This is a genomic window from Streptomyces sp. NPDC090106 (assembly GCF_044747265.1).
In the GTDB taxonomy this organism is placed as follows: domain Bacteria; phylum Actinomycetota; class Actinomycetes; order Streptomycetales; family Streptomycetaceae; genus Streptomyces.
On sequence record NZ_JBIVDS010000001.1, the window covers coordinates 270,064 to 288,799 of the forward strand.

Consider the following 18,736-nt stretch of genomic DNA (forward strand, 5'->3'; position numbering starts at 1 on the left):
GCGAACACTCCCGGGGCGTGGACGACGCTTAGAGGAGCGCCGACATGAACGATCGTATCTGCGCCGTGTCTGAGTGCGAACGGCCAGTCGTAGGCCGGGATCTGTGTTCGATGCACTGGCAGCGCATGAAGAAGTACGGCAGTACGGATCTTCCGGAGCGTCTCAAGACCTCCGAGCTGAAGTGCTCGGTGGACAACTGTGGGAAGCCTGCGAAAGGCGGGCACGGCTGGTGTCACATGCACTACCGCCGCTGGCGCCTCCACGGTTCCCTGGAGCTTCCTGAGAAACCGACAAGACCGAATTCCTGTGCTGTCGAGGGCTGCAATAAGGGCGGCCGGCTCACGCGGGGCCTGTGCGCCGCGCACTACTACCGACTGCGTACCCATGGGGACGTGCAGGCCCACATTCCGGTCGTGGAGCACGGGCTCAACCCCGAGTGCACTGTGCAGGGCTGTGGCCGTAACGACTACGTGCGGCGTGGCCTGTGCGGGATGCACTATCAGCGGGCAGCCAAGCACGGTGACCCCAACTGGGAACAGCCGAGCGTTCCCGAGACGTGCACCACCGATGGGTGCCGCAAGCCCCACGATTCCAAGGGGCTGTGCCAGATGCATTACATGCGACTGCGCCGAACCGGCTCGTTGGACACTTCGGCACGGCCGCGACAGTCCGACAGCCCGTGCTCCATCGAGGGATGCACGAAGCCCGCTGAGCGCAAGGGTTGGTGTTCTGCCCACTACACCCGCTCGAAGCGCCACGGTGATCCTCTGGCGACTGTGCGAGAGCGCAGCGCCACTCCTCCGGAGACCTGCACTCTGCCCGGGTGCTGTACGGCCCACTTCGCCAAGGGGCTGTGCCACGGGCACTACCAACAGGCGAATCACCTCGCCAATAAGGACGTCCGCAATGAGCGGATGCGGCAGCACTATCGCGACAACCGCGAGGAGTACTACGCGAAGACCAATCGGCGGCGTCAGCGAGTTCTGATCGCCATGGACGCCGTGGATCGCGCCCTGTCGGCGGACTACCGGAGGGCCATAGCCCAGGACCCATGCGCGTACTGCGGGAAACCGAGCGCCCACGTGGACCACTACTTCCCCATCGCCAAGGGCGGCACTGACCACTGGTGGAACCTCACCCGAGCCTGTGACTGGTGCAACCGCTCCAAGGCCGCGCGCTGCGGCACCTGGTTCGCCCTGAGAACGGGGGCGCCGTGGACTTCAGCGCCCTCCCTCTCTCTCGCAAGCAAATAGAGGCCATAGCCGGAAGCACGTCGCGGATCGTCCTCTACTCAGGGGCGGTCCGCTCTGGCAAGACGATCAGCTCACTGCTCAGGTTCCTCATCGATGTCGCCCAGGCGCCTCGCACCGGCGAGATCGTGGTGGTCGCCAAGACCGGCCAGACGGCCCACCGCAACCTGTTCACGGTCTTGATGAACCCGGATCTGTTCGGGCCTCTGGCCCAGCAGGTGCAGTACACCCCCGGCGCTCCCATGGCGAAGATTTTGGGACGCACCGTGCACGTGATCGGCGCCAACGACGAGCGGGCCGAGGCGAAGCTGCGGGGCATGACGTGCTGCCTGATCATGATCGATGAGGCCACGCTGATCCCCGAGACGTTCTGGACCATGGCCTTGTCGCGGCTCAGTGTGACCGGGGCGAAACTGCTGGCCACAACGAACCCGGACAGCCCGAGCCACTGGCTCAGAGCGAACTTCATCGAGAACGACCGCATCGACATGCGGCTCTTCGAGTTCGCTCTCGACGACAATCCGGCGCTGGACCCGGCCTACGTGGAGGCCATCCGGGCCGAGTACGTGGGGATCTGGTACCGGCGGTTCATCCTCGGCGAGTGGTGCGCGGCAGAGGGCGCGGTCTTCGACATGTTCGACCGCTCCCGGCACGTCGTGGACATCCTGCCGCCGATCACGCGGTGGCTGGCCCTCGGCGTCGACTACGGCACTTCGAACCCGACGCACGCGGTCCTCCTCGGCATCGGAATGGACGAGTGCCTCTACGCGGCGGCGGACTGGCGGTACGACGGGCGCAAGGCCCAGCGTCAGCTCACCGACCTGGAGACCTCTGAGCGTCTGCGGGAGTGGTTGGGCTCAGTACGGCCTCCAGGAGCACGGGAGCGCGGCATACAGCCCGGCATGGTCGCCGTCGACCCGTCCGCAGCCTCGTTCCACGCGCAACTCCGCAGGGACGGGCTGGCCCCACGGCCGGCCCACAACAAGGTCCTGAGCGGCATCCGCATCCTCATGGCGCTGTTCGCCGCCGACAAGCTCCGCGTCCACAGCTCGTGCAAGGAGCTGCTGAAGGAGATCGACGGCTACGTCTGGGATCCCAAGGCCACCGAGCGCGGCGAGGACGCCCCGCTCAAGCAGAACGACCACGGCGTGGACGCCCTGCGCTACGCCGTGAAGACCACTCAGCACATCTGGCGCCCCCAGATCGACATCCCGCTCTCGCAGGCAGACCGCGAGGACGAACGAGCCGCCTAAGGGGGTCTGAGATGGGCACCCCATGGCCTCCCCCGGAACTCGCCGACGTCTTTGCCCAGCAGGACGTCTGGAGCGCCTGGTACGCCGGGCTCCCCGAAGGGCTGACGGACGCGTACCGCAACGCGCCGAACGACAGGCCTGCCACGCGCCGGAGGGGCTTCCTGGCCCGTCTGGGACGTTGGTTCTGGGGCCAGCCCACGCCGGAGGGCGAACGCCCCGCCAAGCTCCACGTGCCCCTTGCCGGGGCCATCGCGGCCACCAGCGCCAACCTCCTCTTCGGGTCGCCGCTGAACCTGACGGTGGACGACGAGGCGACCCAGGAGCGCTTGGACCAGCTCGCTGACGACGTCACGTACGCCGCTCTGCGGGAGGCCGCGGAGGTCTCTGCGGCCCTCGGCGGCGTCTACCTCCGGGTGGTCTGGGATCAGAGCATCCAGGACAAGCCCTGGTTGGTCGCGGCCTCCCCGGACATCGCCGTCCCGGAATGGAGGTGGGGCCGGCTGAGCGCCGTCACGTTCTGGAACGTCATCCGCGAGGACGCCAACACCGTGGTGCGACAGCTCGAACGGCACGAGCCCGGCTGGATCAGGCACTCCGTGTGGATCGGCTCTGCGAACGAGCTGGGCGTCCAGATGGCCCTGACTGACTTCCCGGAGACCGCTGCTCTCGCGGACCTCGTCATCGACGGGGACGGCGTCCCGACGGGCACGCCCAAGCTCACCGCGCAGTACATCCCGAACCTCAAGCCGAACAAGCTCTGGCGCCACCTGCCCGCAGCCGCGAACCTCGGCCGCTCGGACTTCTCCGGGGTCGAAGGGCTCATGGACGCGCTGGACGAGGCGTACAGCGACTGGATGCGCGACCTGCGCATGGGCAAGGCCCGGCTCCTGGTCGGCACGGAGGTCCTGGAGAACCTCGGAAGAGGTGAAGGCGCGGCCTTCGATATCGACCGTGAGCTGTTCACCCCACTGGCTCTCGCGCCCGGCGAGGAGAAGGGTTCGGCGATCGAGCAGGTCCAGTTCGCCATCCGCACCGAGGAACACCGTGCGCTCTGTGCCGATCTGGCCGAGCGGGTCATCCTCGGTGCCGGATACAGCCTCCAGACCTTCGGCGTCACGAACGAGGGCAGCGGCAACCCGACGGCGACGGAGATCGCCGCCCGTGAGCGCCAGTCCCTGACCACCCGGGTGAACAAGACCAGTTACTGGCGTCCCGCCCTGAGCCACCTCTTCGGCGTGCTGCTGGAGATCGACCGAGCCGTCTTCGGGTCCCCGGTTGTCCCCCAGATTCCCGACGTGGAGTTCCCCGACCTCGTCACGCCCGACCCGGGCGAGACCGCGCGTCAGCTCAACGATCTGAACGCCGCAGGGGCCATCTCCACGTATGAGAAGGTCCGTCGCCTCAACCCCGACTGGCGGGATGAGCAGGTCCTCGACGAGGTCGCACGCATCAAGACCGAGCAGACGGCCAACCGATCTCCCGCTTCGGGAGGCGAGCCCCCTACAAGTAGAGCGGAAACGCAAATCGCTCCCACCACCTGATGGTGATGGGAGCGATTCTCAGTACTTGAGGTGTTGTGGCGCCTGGGGGTTACACCACACAACCCGAAGTACTTAGTGGTGGTCGATCAGCCGCACGGCCAAGGTCCACAGGGCGCGAGCACTCAATGCGATACCGAGTCGCTTGGTCAAATCTCGGAACAAGCCCCGTTTTCCGGGGGCGCGTTCTTTTTCCACCATGCACCTCATCTCATTGTTGATGGACTGGGTCACCGGGCCATCCGGCGACCCCCAGGACGGCAGATCAACCAGGTAACCCAGCCCAGCCCACTGATGAGGTAAGGCCCTTCCACGGTAGGACCCAACCCTGACCCCATACAGGGCGCATTGGGCGCGTAAGAGGCGCCCACGAATCACTTGGCGAGGAGTTCTTCACCTCGCACTCCCCCACGCCTTACAGCCCGCATGGGCACCCCCACCCGACAAGGGAGAGCATCACTATGACGACATCCGCAGAGCCCGGCACGGGTGCGGAGAACCCCGGCACTCCTCCGGAGGGCATCACGCCTCCCGAGGGCACGACCTCGCCCGAGTCCGGCAAGGACGACAAGGGCGCCGAGACGAACTGGCAGGCCGAGGCCGAGAAGTGGAAGGCCCAGGCCCGCAAGCACGAGGACCGCTCGAAGAACACGACCACCGAACTCCAGCGACAGTCCGCCCTGCTGGCCCAGCTGGCTGAGAAGGCGGGAATCAAGCTCGACGACGGCAAGGCCGATCCCGAGAAGCTCGCGCAGCAGCTCACCGCCACGCAGGGCAAAGCCAGGCAGAGCGCGGTGGAACTGGCGGTCTACCGGGCGGCCACCAAGCACAGCGCCGATCCGGACGCCCTGCTCGACAGCCGGGGCTTCCTCAGGCAGGTCGACGAACTGGACCTGGACGCCGATGACTTCGCCACGAAGGTCGGCGATGCGATCAAGGCGGCCGTCGAGTCGAATCCGAAGCTCAAGACCGCTCCCGCCCCTCCCGCTCGCAGCGGGACGGAGATGTCGGGACGCGGCGAAGGAGCCCGCAAGCCCACGAACCTCGCCGACGCCGTGGCAGCACGGATGCGCGGCAACTGATCAAAGGAAGAGCCCATGCCCGTCACCCTCAACGAGGCGAAGAACAACGCCACGGACGACATCGACGTCCAGGTCATCGACGAGTTCCGCAAGGAGAGCGCCGTCCTGGACGCGCTCACCTTCGACGACGTGGTGAACCCCGCCGGTGGCGGCGCGACCCTGACGTACGGCTACCGCCGACTCGTCACTCAGCCCACCGCGGCCTTCCGTGCGCTCAACACCGAGTACACGCCGAGCGACGTCCAGACCCAGCGGTACAGCGTCGACCTGGCCGTCCTCGGCGGTAGCTTCGAGGTGGACCGCGTCATCGCCAAGATCGGTCCGGCCGCGTCCGGTGCCGTGGCGCTGAACATGTCCCAGAAGATCAAGGCGACCAAGACCCGCTTCCAGGACGCCGTCATCAACGGCGATGTTGCGGACGGGACGGACGCGGACGCCGCCAACGGCTTCGACGGCCTCAACAAGGCCCTCTCGGGTTCCAGCACGGAGTTCCGGCCCACCGAGGTCACCGACTGGTCCGACTTCGACACCAATCTGGCCTCAGCTCAGGTCGCCCTGGACATGCTCGACGAGTGGCTGTCGCTGCTCGACGGCACGCCGACCATGGTCCTGGGCAACACCAAGGCTCTGGCCCGCGTGCGTGCCCTGGCCCGTCGAGCCGGCGTGTACACCCGAAACCCGGTGGAAGGGCTGATGGGGCCCGGTGGCCGTCCGATCGTCCGCGAGTCGTACGGCGACATCGTGTTCGTCGACCCGGGCGACAAGGCGGGCACCTCGTCTCCGATCATCCCGATCCAGACCCGGGACCCCGACAGCTCGACCTGGACCCTGGAGGTCACCGGCTCCCCCACCGGCGGTACGTACACCGTGAGCGTGACCATCGCCGGGAACACCCAGACGACTTCGGGCATCGCGTACAACGCCTCGGCCTCCACGGTGCAGTCGGCCGTCATCGGGCTGTCCAATGTCGGCTCGGGCAACGCGACGGTCTCCGGCACGTCCGTGAAGACACTGAGCTTCACCGGCGACCTGGCGGACACCCCGGCGACCGTCACCGCGTCGGGTGCGGGGCTCACCGGCGGTACCTCGCCGGGCGTCACGGTCACCCAGACCGGAGACAGCGCGGTGTCGGGCCTGACCGACCTGTACGCGGTCCGAATGGGCCTGGACGGCTTCCACGGTGTCACCACGGTCGGCGGTCAGATCGTCTCCACCTACCTTCCGGACTTCACCACCGCCGGAGCGGTGAAGAAGGGTGAGGTGGAGATGGGTCCAATCGCCGTGGTCCTCAAGGCCACGAAGGCGGCGGCCGTCTTCCGCAACATCAAGGTTCAGTAGCGGCACCGGTCGCACCAAGGAGGAACATCACCATGGCGCGTACCGCGCTCACCGCCCAGAAGTTCGCCACGACGGGCCTGACCCCGAGCTACGTGACGCCTGACGCCGGCGGGGTCTCCCTCCGGAGCAGCGGCAAGCAGGTGCTCCACGTCAAGAACGGCTCGGGCTCCTCGATCACGGTCACGCTGAAGATCGGCAAGACCGTCGAGGGCCAGGCCGTCACCGCTCCCACCGCCACGGTGGGCGCCGGGGCGGACAAGTTCTTCGGGCCGTTCAGCGACAACTACGAGCAGCCGGGCGGCACGGACACCGTGTTCGTCGACCTCAGTTCCGTGACGTCGGTGACGGTCGCCTGCCTGTCGCTCTGATCCGGAGGAGGCGTCATGGCGTACGCCACCGTCGAGGAGTTCACGGACTACCTCGATCCGGATCCCGTCCCGCCCAACGCGGCCCGCCTGCTGGCCAAGGCGTCCAGGCGGCTCGACAGGCTCCTGATCGGAGCCGTGTACGAGACGGACGACAACGATCTCCCCACGGACCCCGAGCTGATCGAGGTCTTCCGGGAGGCCGTCTGCATCCAGGCCCAGTACATCGCCGATCTCGGCGACGAGACGGGGGCCATGGCCAACGTCTCCCAGATGGAACTGGGCAACCAGAAGATCGTCCGGGCCATCTCGGTCGTCGGCAGCGGCACACCCCGGGTCGCCCCGGACCTGCTCGACCTGCTCCAGGCCAAGGGCCTCTTGCCGGTGTACCCGCGCACCTGGGGGTGAGCTGTGCTGCTGCTCCCGACGCACACCGTGACGGTGCTGAGCCGGCCGTCCCCTACGAGGGACCGCCAGAACAACCGGATCGTCGACTGGTCCACGGCCACCAGGACCTCGTACAGAGGCCGCACCGAGCCGCTCAGCTCCTCGGAGACGGTCAGGCAGGGCGATCAGGTCATCACGTACCTGACCTGCTTCCTGCCCCCGTCAGCGGCCGTAACGGAGTACGACCGGGCGGAAGTCGACGACGTCACGTACGAGGTCGACGGCAAGCCCGACGTCCAGACCGGTCACGGCTCCCTGGCGGTGCTCGCGTACATGCGCGTGACCCTGAAGCTGGTGACCGGCTGATGGGCGCCTTCAGGCCGGACAACTCGGCCATCGTGGCACTGGTCCACGAGGACTTCGTTCAGGCCGACCTGCACGAGCGGGCCGACCGGGTGGTGGCCGTCGCACAGGGCAACGCGCCCGTCGAGAGCGGTCGTTACCGCGATTCCATCCACGCCGAGGACGGCCCAGACGGCTCGGTCCTGATCGTCTCTGACGTCGAGTACGCGGCGGTGATCGAACTCGGCACGCGGGATGCAGACCATCCCGCCCACCACACCATCGCCAACGCACTCGATGCAGCAAGGGGCTGATCATGGCCAAGCTCACGCTCGCCTTCGCCTATCAGGGCCACCAGCCCGGTGACGTCGTGGACGTGCCGGACGAGGCGGTCAAGGACCTCGTACGAGCAGGGATCGGGCATCTGGAGGGCGCCGAGCCGGTGCTCCGGTTCGGTCGACTTCCCGAGGTCATAGAGCCCGTCCCGAGCACTCATGAGCTGCCCAAGCGCGGGCGCAAGCCCGAGGCGCTGGGCACCCCGGCCGAGTAGGAGGCCGCGGTGACCACTCCCCTGACTTCCCTGGTCTTCCCGGACGTCGAGGAGATGGTCGTCAACCAGATCCTGGAGGTCCTGACGTACGAGGCCGCCACGGTGCGGCCCGAGGGCGACGCCTTCACCGAGGCACTCCCCTTCGTTCAGGTCGCCCGCATCGGCGGGGCCCGGGTCACGTCGACCTTCCAGGGCCGCCGACTGCACGACGACGCGCGCATCTCGCTCGACGTGTACGGCGCCTCCCGCGTGGAGGCCACCGACGTGATGGCCCAAGTCCGGGCCGCTGTCGAGCAGATGCAGGGCACCTCCCTCAGCGGCGGCTTCGTGCTGCGCACCTGGGAGGAGACCGGGCCGGCTGTCCGGCCCGAGGAGCCCAACTCCAACGTCACGCGCCTCGGCTACTCAGCCGGGCTGCGCGTTCGACCTGCCTGACCCGCGATCCGCCTGGGCCTCTCCAGGCTCCATTCCCAGCCCGTACGGAGGGGCCGTCGCGCCCGACTTCGTCCAGGCGTCCACTCCACCAGGAGGATCAATGGCTGACGACACTCAGGTGAGGGTCGGCGTCGAGGGCACGTTCGTCGTGGCTCCCGTCGGCACCACCGCTCCGACCGACCCGTACTCCCCCTGGGGCGCCGGGTGGGTCGATCTCGGTTACGTGACCGAGGACGGCCTGACCGAGGCCCTCAACGAGAACCGCCAGGAGTTCAAGGCGTGGGGGTACAACAGCGCGGTCCGGACTCAGGTCACCGACCGAGCGACCACGTTCAAGGTCACCTTCATGCAGACCAACTACCTGACGCTCGCGCTGTACTACGGCGTGGACGCGGCGGACATGACCTCGTCGGGCAGCGGCTCCACCCAGTTCCTCGCGTTCGAGGAGCCCCAGTCCAACGAGCCGATGTACTACGCGATCGGCATGGACGTCATCGACGGCGACAAGCCCGCGCGGATCATCGTCGCCCGTGCCGAGGTCACCGCGAAGGGTGACCGCTCGTACAAGTCCGACACGAACCAGGCGTTCGACCTCACCTTCTCGTCCCTCACCGCCCCGAGCGGCGGCAGCTCGATCACGCGCCAGTTCGGCCTGGTCTCCCTGCCGTCCTGAGCCCGCAGGCGGGCCTGGCCACGCACTGAGCGGTCCCCGCCTGCGCCCCTGACCACTGGCCGGAGAGTCCTTCGCGGGTCTGCTCTCCGGCCAGTGCTTTGACCCGCGAAGATCCGCGAGAACCGGAGCACGACCATGAGCAAGCCCAACCGCAAGCGCATCCACCTGGGAACTCTCCGTGCCCAGCGTCTGGAGGCCAAGGGCGCCAAGGAGCTGGAAGTCGATCTGGACGACGAGAAGTTCGTCTTCCCCATGGCCTCCTGGTGGCCGATGACGGTCGTCAAGAAGATCCGCGCCCTGAAGGACGAGGACGCCACCACGATCCTCGCGCTGATCTCGAACCAGGAGCAGGTGGACCGCCTCCTGGAGCTGGGCCTCACCCTGGGTGACTTCCAGGACATCATGGAGGCCCTCAACGAGGACACGGGCGTGGGGCCGGGGGAATCGACCAGCTCCTCCGACTGATCGAGGAGCACCCCTCCGAGCTGCGGCCCGACATCGCCCGGTACTTCCCGGGCCGCTCCCTGAACGAGTTCCACCGCAACGAGTGGGGCTCGGGCTCCATGACGTGGCTGGAGCTTTGGGAGTTCGTCGAGGCCCTCCCGTACGACTCAATGACCCGCTCGGCCCTGGCCGGTGACCACACCCGGCGCCGGTGGACCGAGGCGGAGTACATGCAGGCCAGCTCCCTGAGCCTGATGCAGCACATGATCCAGGTCATGTGGGCGGCCCACCTGGAGGGCAAGCCGCCCAAGGTCGTCCCCTGGACTCTGCCGGATCTGCGGACCCCCGAGCAGCTCGCCGAGGACGAGGCCCGCAAGGCCCGTCGGGCGGCCATCCAGGCCCACTTCCGCGAGGCGACCCGCCCGGGTGCGACCCCGGACCCCGAGTACGCGAGACGCCTTGCTCAGGCCCGCGAAGAGCACCTCCGGCTCATGGCCCAGGCGGCCGAGGAGTCCACAACTGGATAGGGGGCGCGATGTCCACCAACGTCGGATCCGTCGTTGCTTCGATCGTCCCCGACGTCTCGGACTTCGCCTCCCGGGCCGATGCTGCGCTGACCCCCTCGGTCGCGCGACTGGGCGAGAACCTGGGACGCGCCCTGTCCCGGTCCCTCACCCAGTCGCTCGATTTCTCCGGGATCGACAACGCCCTCCGCCGTTCCCTGGACGCCGCTGAGGCGTCTGCCGCCTCCAAGGGCGCCCAGATCGGCAGGCGTTACGGGCAGGCGATGAGAGCCGGCCTGGACTCCGAGCTGCGCGGCCTCCGTGGAGACCTGGACGTCACAGTCCGTCCCGTCATCGACCGGTCCGCCTATCGGGCCGTCATGACCGACCTGGACGTCCTCACGAGGACGCGCACGGTCGTCATCAATGCCAACGCGGACACCACAGCGGCAGCGGCTCAGCTCTCGCTGCTGACCCGCGACCGCCGAACGACGATCCACGCGAACGTAAACGGCTCGCAGGTCGCTCGGGCTTCGTCCCTGATCTCGCGGATCACCGGCGTCGCCTCCTCTGCCGGAGGTGCCATCGGGGGCTTGGCCTCCAAGGTCCTGCTCCTCGGCTCCGCAGCCCCGGTTGTGGGAGCCGTCGCCAACACGGTCGCCGCCATCGCTCCGGCGGCAGCTCTCGCACTCCCCGCGGTCGCTGCTGTCGGCTCGGCCATCGGCGCCGTCAAGGTCGGCACCGCTGGGCTCTCAGACGCATTCAGCCAGGCGTTCAACCCGACGACGCCCGAGGCATACGCCGAGGCGATGGCCAAGCTCTCGCCCCAGGCGAGGGCCCTGGTCGAAGACGTGGCCTCCCTGAAGCCCGCTTGGGAGTCGTTGCGGCTCGACGTCCAAGATCGCCTCCTCAACGGCATAGGCGGTCGGCTTACAGACGTCGGCTCTCGCGTTCTCCCGATCCTGGAAAGCGGCCTTGAGGGCACGGCCGGCGTCCTGAACCAGGTCGCCAAGAACGCTCTGACCGCCGTCGACAACCTTGCCCGCACCGGGATGCTCAAGCAGGTCTTCGACGGGGCCACCAAGTCCCTATCGCCGCTGAGTCGCATCCCCGCCCAGCTCGTCACCGCTTTCGGCCAGGTCGCCGTGGCGGCTCAGCCCGCCTTCCAACGCATCACGGAGGGCGCGGCCGGAGTCGCCGACAAGGTCTCCGCCAAGCTCACCAAGGCGTTCAAGTCCGGCGCCATGGAGAGAGCCATCGACACGGCCGTCTCCTTGCTCGGCGAACTGGGAGACGTCGGCAAGAACGTCTTCGACATCATCGGCTCGATCTTCGAGGCGGGAGCTGGCACCGACGGAGGAACCCTCGGGGTCCTGGAGACGGTCACGGCGGAGATCGCCAAGGTCGTTTCGAGCCCCGAGGTACAGGGTGGCCTCAAGGCTCTGTTCGAGGTCACGGGCGAGATCGCGACGACGGTAGCGCCACTGCTCGGCAGCGCCCTCAAGGGCGTCGGCGTCATAGTCTCCGGGCTCGGAGCGCCCGTCCAGGAACTGGTCGGTGGCCTCGGTGAGGCGCTGCCTGGCGCACTGGGTCAGCTCAAGCCGCTGATGGGGCCCGTCGCTGATGCGGGCCGCCAGATCTGGGAGTCCCTCAAGCCGCTCGCGCCGCTCGTCCTCGACATCGGCTCCTATCTCCTGAACGACCTGGTGGGCGGCCTGGGCGCTGTCCTTCCGATGGCCGCAGACCTGGTCAGCCTCGCCCTTGTGCCGATCGCGGACTTCCTCGGCTTCGTTGACGAGCACAAGGTGCTCTTCGGGTCCGTCGCCACGGGCGTCCTGGCTATCGTCCTGGCGCTGAAGGCATGGGCTCTCTGGCAGAAGATCGTCCAACTGGCGACCCTGGGCTGGGCGGCAGCGCAAGGCGCTCTCAACCTGGTCATGAGCGCGAACCCGATCGGGTTGGTCATCCTGGCCATCGTCGGCCTGGCTGCCGGGCTGATCTACGCGTACAAGCACTCCGAGACGTTCCGCGAGATCGTCAAAGGCGCCATGAAGGCCGTGAAGGAGGCGGCCCTCGCGGTCGTCCGCTGGTTCACGGACAGGTTCATCCCCTTCTTCACCAAGACGATCCCGGACGCCTTCTCAGCCACCGTGAAGTGGGTCAAGGATCACTGGCCGCTGATCTTGGCCATCATCACCGGCCCCATCGGGCTGGCAACGCTCTTCGTGGTCAAGCACTGGGGTCAGATCCGCGACGGCATCTCCGACGCCTGGAAGTCGATCAAGAGCCACACGCTCACACCGATGAAGACGTTCTTCACCGACACCATTCCGGGCTGGGCCCGGACCTTCAAGGACGGTGTAGTCGGCTTCTTCAAGTCAGCTGTCGATGGCGTCAAGTCGGCTTGGGGCAAGCTCAAGGATGTCGCCAAGGCACCGGTGAAGTTTCTGGTGGAGACCGTCTTCAACAACGGTCTGCGCAGGGTCTGGAACGCCACGGCGGCCAAGCTCCCGGGCATCGGCGAGATCAACGAGATGAAGCTCCCCAAGGGCTTCGCGCGTGGCGGCATCCTGCCGGGCTACACGCCGGGCCGGGACGTCCACCGCTTCTACTCGCCGACCGGCGGCATGCTGGACCTCTCGGGCGGCGAGGCCATCATGAGGCCCGAGGTCACCGCGGCTGTCGGCCGAGGCGGCATCAACGCCCTCAACGCGGCGGCCCGTTCGGGCGGTGTGGCCGGGGTTCAGGCCCTTCTGCACCAGGGTCTCCCCCACCGCGCGTTCTGGGGTGGAGGCATCTGGGACGAGCTGACCGACAACCCCGTCACGAACGCTGTGACGGACGTCGTCGGCAAGGGTGTCGATCTGCTGGAGAAGGGGGTCGACTGGGCCCGTGGCGGCGTGGCCGACCTAGCCGAGAAGTCGCTGAAGACCCTGCTCGGGGTCAAGTCGCTGACGGTCGACACCAAGAACCAGATCTGGTCCAAGCTCGTCGGCAACATCCCTGTCGTCCTGGCAGACAAGGTCGTCGACTTCATCCGGGGCAAGGAGGCGGAGGTCGGGGGCGGCGGCTCCTGGGTCAAGCCCGTCAACGCCGCCTACGGCACGAAGTTCGGCGTGAAGGGCCACATGTGGTCCTCCGGGTATCACACGGGCCTGGACTTCCCGGAGGCCGTCGGGACGGCCATCAAGGCCGTGGCTGCGGGCCGGGTCTCCTCGGTCAGCCGATCCGGACCGTACGGCAACCACCTCACCGTCGACCACGGCGGCGGACTCTCCTCGCTGTACGCCCACATGAGCGAGATCGTGGCGAAGGCCAAGGAGACCATCTCGGCCGGCTCGCTGATCGGCCGCGTGGGATCGACCGGCAATACCACGGGCCCGCATCTCCATCTGGAGGCCCGGGTCAACGGCAAGCCGGTGGATCCCATGCCGTACCTCACCGGTGGCGGCAGCGCTCTCAACACTCCTGGATCGGGTGTCGAGCGGTGGGCCGGAGTGGTCCGTCAGGCCCTGGGCCTGGTCGATCAGCCGTCATCACTGGTGCAGACGACCCTGCGCCGGATGAACCAGGAGAGCGGGGGCAACCCCCGGGCTGTCAACAAGTGGGACAGCAACTGGCAGGCCGGGCACCCCTCGGTCGGCCTGATGCAGGTCATCGGGCCCACGTTCCGGGCGTACGCGGGGCGCTTCAAGAACAAGGGCCCGTTCCTCTACGGGACGTCGATCGACCCGCTCGCCAACGTGTACTCGTCGATGCGGTACGCCCTGGCGGCGTACGGCTCGCTGTCCCGGGCCTACAACCGGCCGGGCGGCTACGCCAAGGGCGGCTTCCCCAGCATGGGCGAGTTCGCCTGGGTCGGCGAGGAAGGTCCGGAGCTGGTCCGCTTCAAGCGGCCGGCTCAGGTCTATCCGCACCAGGAGTCGATGCGGATCGCCCAGCAGATGGCCGTCAGTGCTCAGGTCTCTATGACCCGCTCCAGCGAGGGACGAAGCGGCGACGTGAACTTCTACGCCACCACGACGGACAAGCCGACCCGGCAGACGGTCATGAACGCCCTGAGCGACTACCAGGCGATCAACGGCTCTCTCGTCATCGCCTGATCAGAAACCGGAGGGGCAACCATGCCGATCTTCGTACGCTCCTCCGGAACCGTCCCGGGCGGCGGTATCAACCCGCCGCCGATCGACCCGCTGGAGGTGCCCAGCCTGTCCTGGACGGACACCAGGGGACGCACGACGTTCCTGTCCGACTGGGAGAACGGCTGGCTCCTCCAGCCCGGTATCCGGGGCCTGGACTTGCCGGGCTACGACTTCTACACGGATACCTCTCCGCAGATCGACGGCAACACTCTGCGGGGGCTTCGGGCAGGGCCCCGGGAGATCTTCCTCCCGGTGGCCTTCTTCGACACCAGCCGCTCGGGCTTCATGGCCCGTAAGCGGTCCTTCTTCAGCACACTCAACCCCCGCCTTGGGCTGGGCACCCTGGCCATGGCCGAGGCAGATGGCTCGGTCCGCACGATCGAGGCGTATTGCGCCTCCGGCGCCGAGGGCGACTTCGGGGAGAGCAACTCGGGCCTGCGCTGGCAGCTCGTGGGACTGACCTTCTCGTGCCCCAGCCCGTACTGGCTCGGAGAGCCGGTGCACGCGGAGTACGGCGCCGGGGCGAGCGGGAGCTTCTTCCCAGTCCTGCCCCTGGTCGTGAGGGACTCCCAGGTCCTTGGACAGACCACGATCGAGAACCCCGGCGACGCCAGGAGCTTCCCGGTCTGGACGATCAATGGGCCCATGACCTCGGCGGTCATCACGAACAACACCACGGGCCTGAGCTTCTCTGTGACGGCCTCTCTCAGCTCCTCGGACGTCCTGGTCGTCGACACCCGCGAACGAGTCCAGACGGCAGTCCTGAACGGCTCGACGAACTGGTGGCCCAACCTCGCCACAGCCTCGGTCCTGTGGGGCCTGGAGCCCGACGAGAACGACGTCTCGCTGACCCTTGTCGGCACGGATAGCACCACGGTGGTTCAGCTCGACTACCAGCCGCGCTTCCTGACCGCGTAGGGGGTGATGACGTTGGAGGAGCCCTTCGTCACCGTCCAGGTCCGGGACGACAGACTGTCCATCGTCGGGGTGGTCGACGACTTCACCTCGCTGACGCTCACACCGCGCTTCAACGCGGTCGGCGCGTACGTCTTGAGCATCGCCGCGGACTCCCCCAAGGCGGCGATGCTCATCCCGGGCAACGGACTAGTGATCCGCCGCGGATCCACGGTGCTGATGTCCGGTCCGATCCGGGAGCCGAACTGGGAGTCCGGCGACGGCGGCACGGGCAAGCTCACGGTCAACGGTGTCGACGACATGGCTCTTCTGGCCGGGACTACCTGCTGGCCCAACCCCACTGCCGCCGCCTCTTCCCAGACGGACCCCGTGTACAAGATCTCCGGGGTCGCGGCCGAGACAGCAATGCGATCCCTGGTAAACCTCAACATCGGCCCTGGCGCCCACTCGGCCCGGAAGATCACGAACCTGACGCTGGCGACCGACGGCGGGAACGGGCCGTCTATCACGAAGCAGCTCACCCAGTTCGACAGCCTCCTCACGGTCCTCCAGGACATCGCCAAGACGGCGGGCCTCGGCTTCCGGATCGTCCAGGTCGGCGGCTACCTCCAGTTCCAGGTCTACGAGCCGGCCGACCTGTCGGGCACCGCGAAGTTCTCGTTCGGTCTGGGCAATCTCGCGGACGCCTCGTACTCGGTGACTGCCCCGACCTGCACGAAGGCCATCGTCGTGGCCGGAGGAAACACCAGCGCCCGCGTGGTCACCGTGGTAACCCGGGCGGACCCGGCCTTCCCCGGCCCGTGGATCGAGCAGTTCGTGGACAAGACCGATGTCGACTCTGCGGGAGTCGACGCGGCAAGCCAGGCGGCCCAGGCCGCCGACGAAGCACTCACGGCCGGAGCCGCACAGGGCAGCTTGAGCATGACCCCTACCGATACGCCGCTCCTCCAGTTCGGGCGGGACTACTCGGTGGGCGATCAGGTCTCGTGCCAGGTCCGGGACGGCTTCATCACCGACGTGATCCGCGAGGTCAGCATCAGCTTTGACGCGCAGAGCGGATACGTCGCCAAGGCCACCGTCGGCTCCACGGACGCCACGGACAACAAGGACGCCATCGCCCGGCAGTACGCGTACATCCGGGCCATCTTCAACCGGCTCAGGCGCCTTGAGACGCGCAAGCCGTCCTAGCGCAGAGAGGCCGCCATGACCCAGAGCAGCTTCCCCTTCGGCTCCTCCAGCATCGCCACGGAGGACCAGTGGTCCTCGATGTTCCGCATGACGCAGGTGGACGGCGTCTATGCGACCAGCGAGGCCGACACTGACCTCCGCGTGACGGCCTCCAACGCCTCAACCCTCGCGGTTGGGGTCGGAGAAGCGTGGATCCAGGGGACCTATTTCAAGAATGACGCCACCCTGAACGTCTCCGTGCCGACGAACTCCGGTGGTGTGACTGCTCGGAAGGACCTCGTCGTCCTGCGTCGGAATCCTTCCGCCGACACCGTCTCCGTCCAGTACCGGACGGGCGGCACCAGCTTCCCGTCGCTGACGCAGACACTGAACGGCACCTGGGAGCTTCCCCTCGCCCAGGTCACGGTGGCCGCCGGAGCGTCCGTCGTACCGCCGTCCGGGGTCACTGACACCCGGTGGTTCGTGGGCCGGCCCGTCATCCTCGGGAACTCCTCGGACACGCGGCCTCCCGTGCGTGGCCAGGTGCGGATCCTGAACGGCACGGACATCTACATGGGTGACGGCAGCGCGTGGAACTTCTTCGGCTCCGCCGAGGACATGGCGGCCAAGACCTACACGCCGGTGTGGGACGCGGGCGGCACCACCATCGACTGGGGTGCGGGCTCCATCAACCGAGGGCGCTACAAGCGGCTTGCGGGGAACATCTACTGGGTCAAGATCCAGCTCCAGCCCACGGGGAATCCTCCGGGGTATGCGGACCCGGTCCGCGTCACGCTGCCGTTCAACACCCAGGGCTCCACCCGCGAACTGTTCACTGTGGCCTACAGCCAGGCATCCGCGAACGGCGGCGAATCCTTCGTCGGGACGGCCATGACCTTCCCGACCACGGACGGGGCCAACAAGATCGCGCGCATCCGCGTACCGCTGTCCAACGGGATCTCCGCCACGACTGCCGACGTCAACAGCCGAAGCATCTTCACGAACGACCCCTTCAACATCCGTACCGATGACGTCCTGACGATCACCGGCACCATCGAGATCGCCTGATCTGGGCCCTACTGATCAAGGAGGGCCCCATGGCTCGCCACCTCTTCGGCCTCTCCCCCTCTGACGTCACTGTTCAGCAGGTCGGCGAGGACATGAAGCTCCGTCCGGGGTCCGTCGGCACCGCCTGGGACGCGCTGAGCGGCGGTACCCAGCTCACCGACCTGACCGACCTGAGTGGCACCCCCAGTACGACCGTGACGTCCGACGCCAACTCCGTGATCGGGTTCTACGGCCCGGACAACGTCACCACGATGTACCTGGACTTCGGCTCCCCCAGCCGCGTTCTCATGCAGGCCACGGACCTCGGCGACGCCATCGCAGAGCTGCGGATCGACAAGCTCGACAAGTCCGGCGGCACCCTGGCTGGCCCGCTGATCCTCGACGCCGACCCGGCCACGGCTCTCGGCGCGGCCACGAAGCAGTACGCCGACGGGTTCCTCCCGCTCATCGGCGGCACCGTCAGCGGTGATCTCGGGATCACCGGCACGACTTCGAGTCCTACGGTCAGAGGCGGCACGGCCTCCGCAGCGAACCTGACGCTCAACTCCACCTCGCACGCCACGAAGGGGAAGATCTTCCTCGGGGCGAACTCCGCGTACGACGAGGTGAACAAGCGCCTCGGGATCAACACCACCGCCCCGACTCAGGCGGTCGAGGTCAAGGACGGCTCGGTGTACGTGTCGACGTCGAGCGGCGTCGACCCGTCGTACGCCACGCTGTCGAACTCCGGGCTCGCCTTCACCGGGAGCGGCGGGTCCGTCTCCGGCCTCACCTCAGCGAGCGGCCTCGGGGGCACTCTCAACGTCTCCGGCTCGCTGGCCGTTTCGGGCAGCCTCTCGGTCACCGGTGTGGGACAGATGCAGTTCGCGCGGAAGACGGCCGACCAGTCGAAGACGTCGACCACGACGCTCGGCAACGACACCCACCTCTTCCTGCCGGTGGTCGCGAACGCGACGTACGGCTTGTTCCTGCTCTGCGTCTTCTCGGGCGGGACCACGGGGGACATCAAGTTCGACTGGACTGTCCCGTCCGGCACGGTTCTTCGGTGGGCCGACCAGACCGGGACCTCCGGCCTGAACACCGACGTCGATGTCTACTCGGCGCCCGGAGGAACCACCCAGGTCGCCTTCCAGATCTGGGCCACTGTGGTCACCTCGTCCACGGCGGGCAACGTCCAGTTCCGGTGGGCCCAGAACGCCACCGACGCCACGGCCACCATCGTGCGCGCGAACTCGATGCTCCAGCTCACCCGGGCCGCCTGAGCCCCGTGCTCCAGCCCGGGAC

Annotated in this window: 19 protein-coding genes; all 19 read left to right on the forward strand. The window is 67.6% G+C overall.

The window, feature by feature from the left end; translation table 11 throughout:
* Positions 1 to 44 precede the first annotated feature (44 nt).
* The 19 genes from ACIPSE_RS01255 (at position 45) to ACIPSE_RS01345 (ending at position 18,714) form a co-directional block, all read left to right on the forward strand.
* Complete coding sequence (locus ACIPSE_RS01255; protein WP_401656092.1) at positions 45 to 1,253, forward strand: HNH endonuclease; 1,209 nt, start codon at positions 45 to 47, stop codon at positions 1,251 to 1,253.
* Positions 1,214 to 2,503: a PBSX family phage terminase large subunit gene (locus ACIPSE_RS01260; protein ID WP_401656094.1), complete on the forward strand. Its 1,290-nt coding sequence runs from the start codon at positions 1,214 to 1,216 to the stop codon at positions 2,501 to 2,503. Before ACIPSE_RS01255 ends, ACIPSE_RS01260 begins: the two co-directional genes overlap by 40 nt.
* Positions 2,504 to 2,514: 11 nt before the next feature.
* Complete coding sequence (locus tag ACIPSE_RS01265; protein WP_401656096.1) at positions 2,515 to 4,044, forward strand: phage portal protein; 1,530 nt, start codon at positions 2,515 to 2,517, stop codon at positions 4,042 to 4,044.
* Between the two features lie 458 nt (positions 4,045 to 4,502).
* On the forward strand, positions 4,503 to 5,123 hold the full coding sequence (locus tag ACIPSE_RS01270; protein WP_401656098.1) for a hypothetical protein: 621 nt from the start codon (positions 4,503 to 4,505) through the stop codon (positions 5,121 to 5,123).
* 15 nt (positions 5,124 to 5,138) lie between these two features.
* Positions 5,139 to 6,461 (forward strand): major capsid protein, encoded by a 1,323-nt coding sequence (locus ACIPSE_RS01275; RefSeq protein ID WP_401656100.1) that lies wholly within the window; start codon positions 5,139 to 5,141, stop codon positions 6,459 to 6,461.
* 32 nt (positions 6,462 to 6,493) lie between these two features.
* Positions 6,494 to 6,829 (forward strand): hypothetical protein, encoded by a 336-nt coding sequence (locus tag ACIPSE_RS01280; RefSeq protein ID WP_401656102.1) that lies wholly within the window; start codon positions 6,494 to 6,496, stop codon positions 6,827 to 6,829.
* Positions 6,830 to 6,844: 15 nt separating this feature from the next.
* Positions 6,845 to 7,234 carry a hypothetical protein gene (locus ACIPSE_RS01285; protein ID WP_401656104.1) on the forward strand — a complete coding sequence of 130 codons (390 nt, stop codon included), beginning with the start codon at positions 6,845 to 6,847 and terminating at the stop codon, positions 7,232 to 7,234.
* A 3-nt stretch (positions 7,235 to 7,237) separates the two neighbouring features.
* Positions 7,238 to 7,579, forward strand: coding sequence for a hypothetical protein (locus ACIPSE_RS01290; protein ID WP_401656106.1), 342 nt, complete (start codon positions 7,238 to 7,240; stop codon positions 7,577 to 7,579).
* On the forward strand, positions 7,579 to 7,869 hold the full coding sequence (locus tag ACIPSE_RS01295; protein ID WP_401656108.1) for an HK97 gp10 family phage protein: 291 nt from the start codon (positions 7,579 to 7,581) through the stop codon (positions 7,867 to 7,869). Before ACIPSE_RS01290 ends, ACIPSE_RS01295 begins: the two co-directional genes overlap by 1 nt.
* A 2-nt stretch (positions 7,870 to 7,871) precedes the next feature.
* On the forward strand, positions 7,872 to 8,105 hold the full coding sequence (locus ACIPSE_RS01300; RefSeq protein ID WP_401656110.1) for a hypothetical protein: 234 nt from the start codon (positions 7,872 to 7,874) through the stop codon (positions 8,103 to 8,105).
* A gap of 9 nt (positions 8,106 to 8,114) precedes the next feature.
* Positions 8,115 to 8,540 carry a hypothetical protein gene (locus ACIPSE_RS01305; RefSeq protein ID WP_401656112.1) on the forward strand — a complete coding sequence of 142 codons (426 nt, stop codon included), beginning with the start codon at positions 8,115 to 8,117 and terminating at the stop codon, positions 8,538 to 8,540.
* A 100-nt stretch (positions 8,541 to 8,640) separates the two neighbouring features.
* A complete protein-coding gene (locus ACIPSE_RS01310; RefSeq protein ID WP_401656114.1) occupies positions 8,641 to 9,213 on the forward strand; it encodes a hypothetical protein in 573 nt (190 codons plus the stop codon).
* 135 nt (positions 9,214 to 9,348) lie between these two features.
* Positions 9,349 to 9,678 carry a hypothetical protein gene (locus ACIPSE_RS01315; RefSeq protein WP_401656116.1) on the forward strand — a complete coding sequence of 110 codons (330 nt, stop codon included), beginning with the start codon at positions 9,349 to 9,351 and terminating at the stop codon, positions 9,676 to 9,678.
* A gap of 98 nt (positions 9,679 to 9,776) precedes the next feature.
* Entirely contained in the window at positions 9,777 to 10,184 is a 408-nt protein-coding gene (locus ACIPSE_RS01320) for a hypothetical protein (protein ID WP_401656118.1), read from the forward strand.
* A gap of 8 nt (positions 10,185 to 10,192) precedes the next feature.
* On the forward strand, positions 10,193 to 14,263 hold the full coding sequence (locus ACIPSE_RS01325) for a peptidoglycan DD-metalloendopeptidase family protein (RefSeq protein ID WP_401656120.1): 4,071 nt from the start codon (positions 10,193 to 10,195) through the stop codon (positions 14,261 to 14,263).
* A gap of 21 nt (positions 14,264 to 14,284) precedes the next feature.
* A complete protein-coding gene (locus ACIPSE_RS01330) occupies positions 14,285 to 15,220 on the forward strand; it encodes a phage distal tail protein (RefSeq protein ID WP_401656122.1) in 936 nt (311 codons plus the stop codon).
* Positions 15,221 to 15,226: 6 nt separating this feature from the next.
* Positions 15,227 to 16,405: a siphovirus ReqiPepy6 Gp37-like family protein gene (locus ACIPSE_RS01335; RefSeq protein ID WP_401656124.1), complete on the forward strand. Its 1,179-nt coding sequence runs from the start codon at positions 15,227 to 15,229 to the stop codon at positions 16,403 to 16,405.
* 15 nt (positions 16,406 to 16,420) lie between these two features.
* Positions 16,421 to 17,452, forward strand: a complete 1,032-nt coding sequence (locus ACIPSE_RS01340) for a hypothetical protein (protein WP_401656126.1) — start codon at positions 16,421 to 16,423, stop codon at positions 17,450 to 17,452.
* A 29-nt stretch (positions 17,453 to 17,481) separates the two neighbouring features.
* On the forward strand, positions 17,482 to 18,714 hold the full coding sequence (locus tag ACIPSE_RS01345) for a hypothetical protein (protein ID WP_401656129.1): 1,233 nt from the start codon (positions 17,482 to 17,484) through the stop codon (positions 18,712 to 18,714).
* Positions 18,715 to 18,736: the final 22 nt, after the last annotated feature.

Bases quoted from the DNA above. Each gene is read 5' to 3' on its own strand.
- ACIPSE_RS01255 (WP_401656092.1), top strand. From the start codon at position 45: ATGAACGATCGTATCTGCGCCGTGTCTGAGTGCGAACGGCCAGTCGTA.
- ACIPSE_RS01265 (WP_401656096.1), top strand. From the start codon at position 2,515: ATGGGCACCCCATGGCCTCCCCCGGAACTCGCCGACGTCTTTGCCCAG.
- ACIPSE_RS01270 (WP_401656098.1), top strand. From the start codon at position 4,503: ATGACGACATCCGCAGAGCCCGGCACGGGTGCGGAGAACCCCGGCACT.
- ACIPSE_RS01275 (WP_401656100.1), top strand. From the start codon at position 5,139: ATGCCCGTCACCCTCAACGAGGCGAAGAACAACGCCACGGACGACATC.
- ACIPSE_RS01280 (WP_401656102.1), top strand. From the start codon at position 6,494: ATGGCGCGTACCGCGCTCACCGCCCAGAAGTTCGCCACGACGGGCCTG.
- ACIPSE_RS01285 (WP_401656104.1), top strand. From the start codon at position 6,845: ATGGCGTACGCCACCGTCGAGGAGTTCACGGACTACCTCGATCCGGAT.
- ACIPSE_RS01295 (WP_401656108.1), top strand. From the start codon at position 7,579: ATGGGCGCCTTCAGGCCGGACAACTCGGCCATCGTGGCACTGGTCCAC.
- ACIPSE_RS01300 (WP_401656110.1), top strand. From the start codon at position 7,872: ATGGCCAAGCTCACGCTCGCCTTCGCCTATCAGGGCCACCAGCCCGGT.
- ACIPSE_RS01310 (WP_401656114.1), top strand. From the start codon at position 8,641: ATGGCTGACGACACTCAGGTGAGGGTCGGCGTCGAGGGCACGTTCGTC.
- ACIPSE_RS01315 (WP_401656116.1), top strand. From the start codon at position 9,349: ATGAGCAAGCCCAACCGCAAGCGCATCCACCTGGGAACTCTCCGTGCC.
- ACIPSE_RS01320 (WP_401656118.1), top strand. From the start codon at position 9,777: ATGACGTGGCTGGAGCTTTGGGAGTTCGTCGAGGCCCTCCCGTACGAC.
- ACIPSE_RS01325 (WP_401656120.1), top strand. From the start codon at position 10,193: ATGTCCACCAACGTCGGATCCGTCGTTGCTTCGATCGTCCCCGACGTC.
- ACIPSE_RS01330 (WP_401656122.1), top strand. From the start codon at position 14,285: ATGCCGATCTTCGTACGCTCCTCCGGAACCGTCCCGGGCGGCGGTATC.
- ACIPSE_RS01335 (WP_401656124.1), top strand. From the start codon at position 15,227: ATGACGTTGGAGGAGCCCTTCGTCACCGTCCAGGTCCGGGACGACAGA.
- ACIPSE_RS01340 (WP_401656126.1), top strand. From the start codon at position 16,421: ATGACCCAGAGCAGCTTCCCCTTCGGCTCCTCCAGCATCGCCACGGAG.
- ACIPSE_RS01345 (WP_401656129.1), top strand. From the start codon at position 17,482: ATGGCTCGCCACCTCTTCGGCCTCTCCCCCTCTGACGTCACTGTTCAG.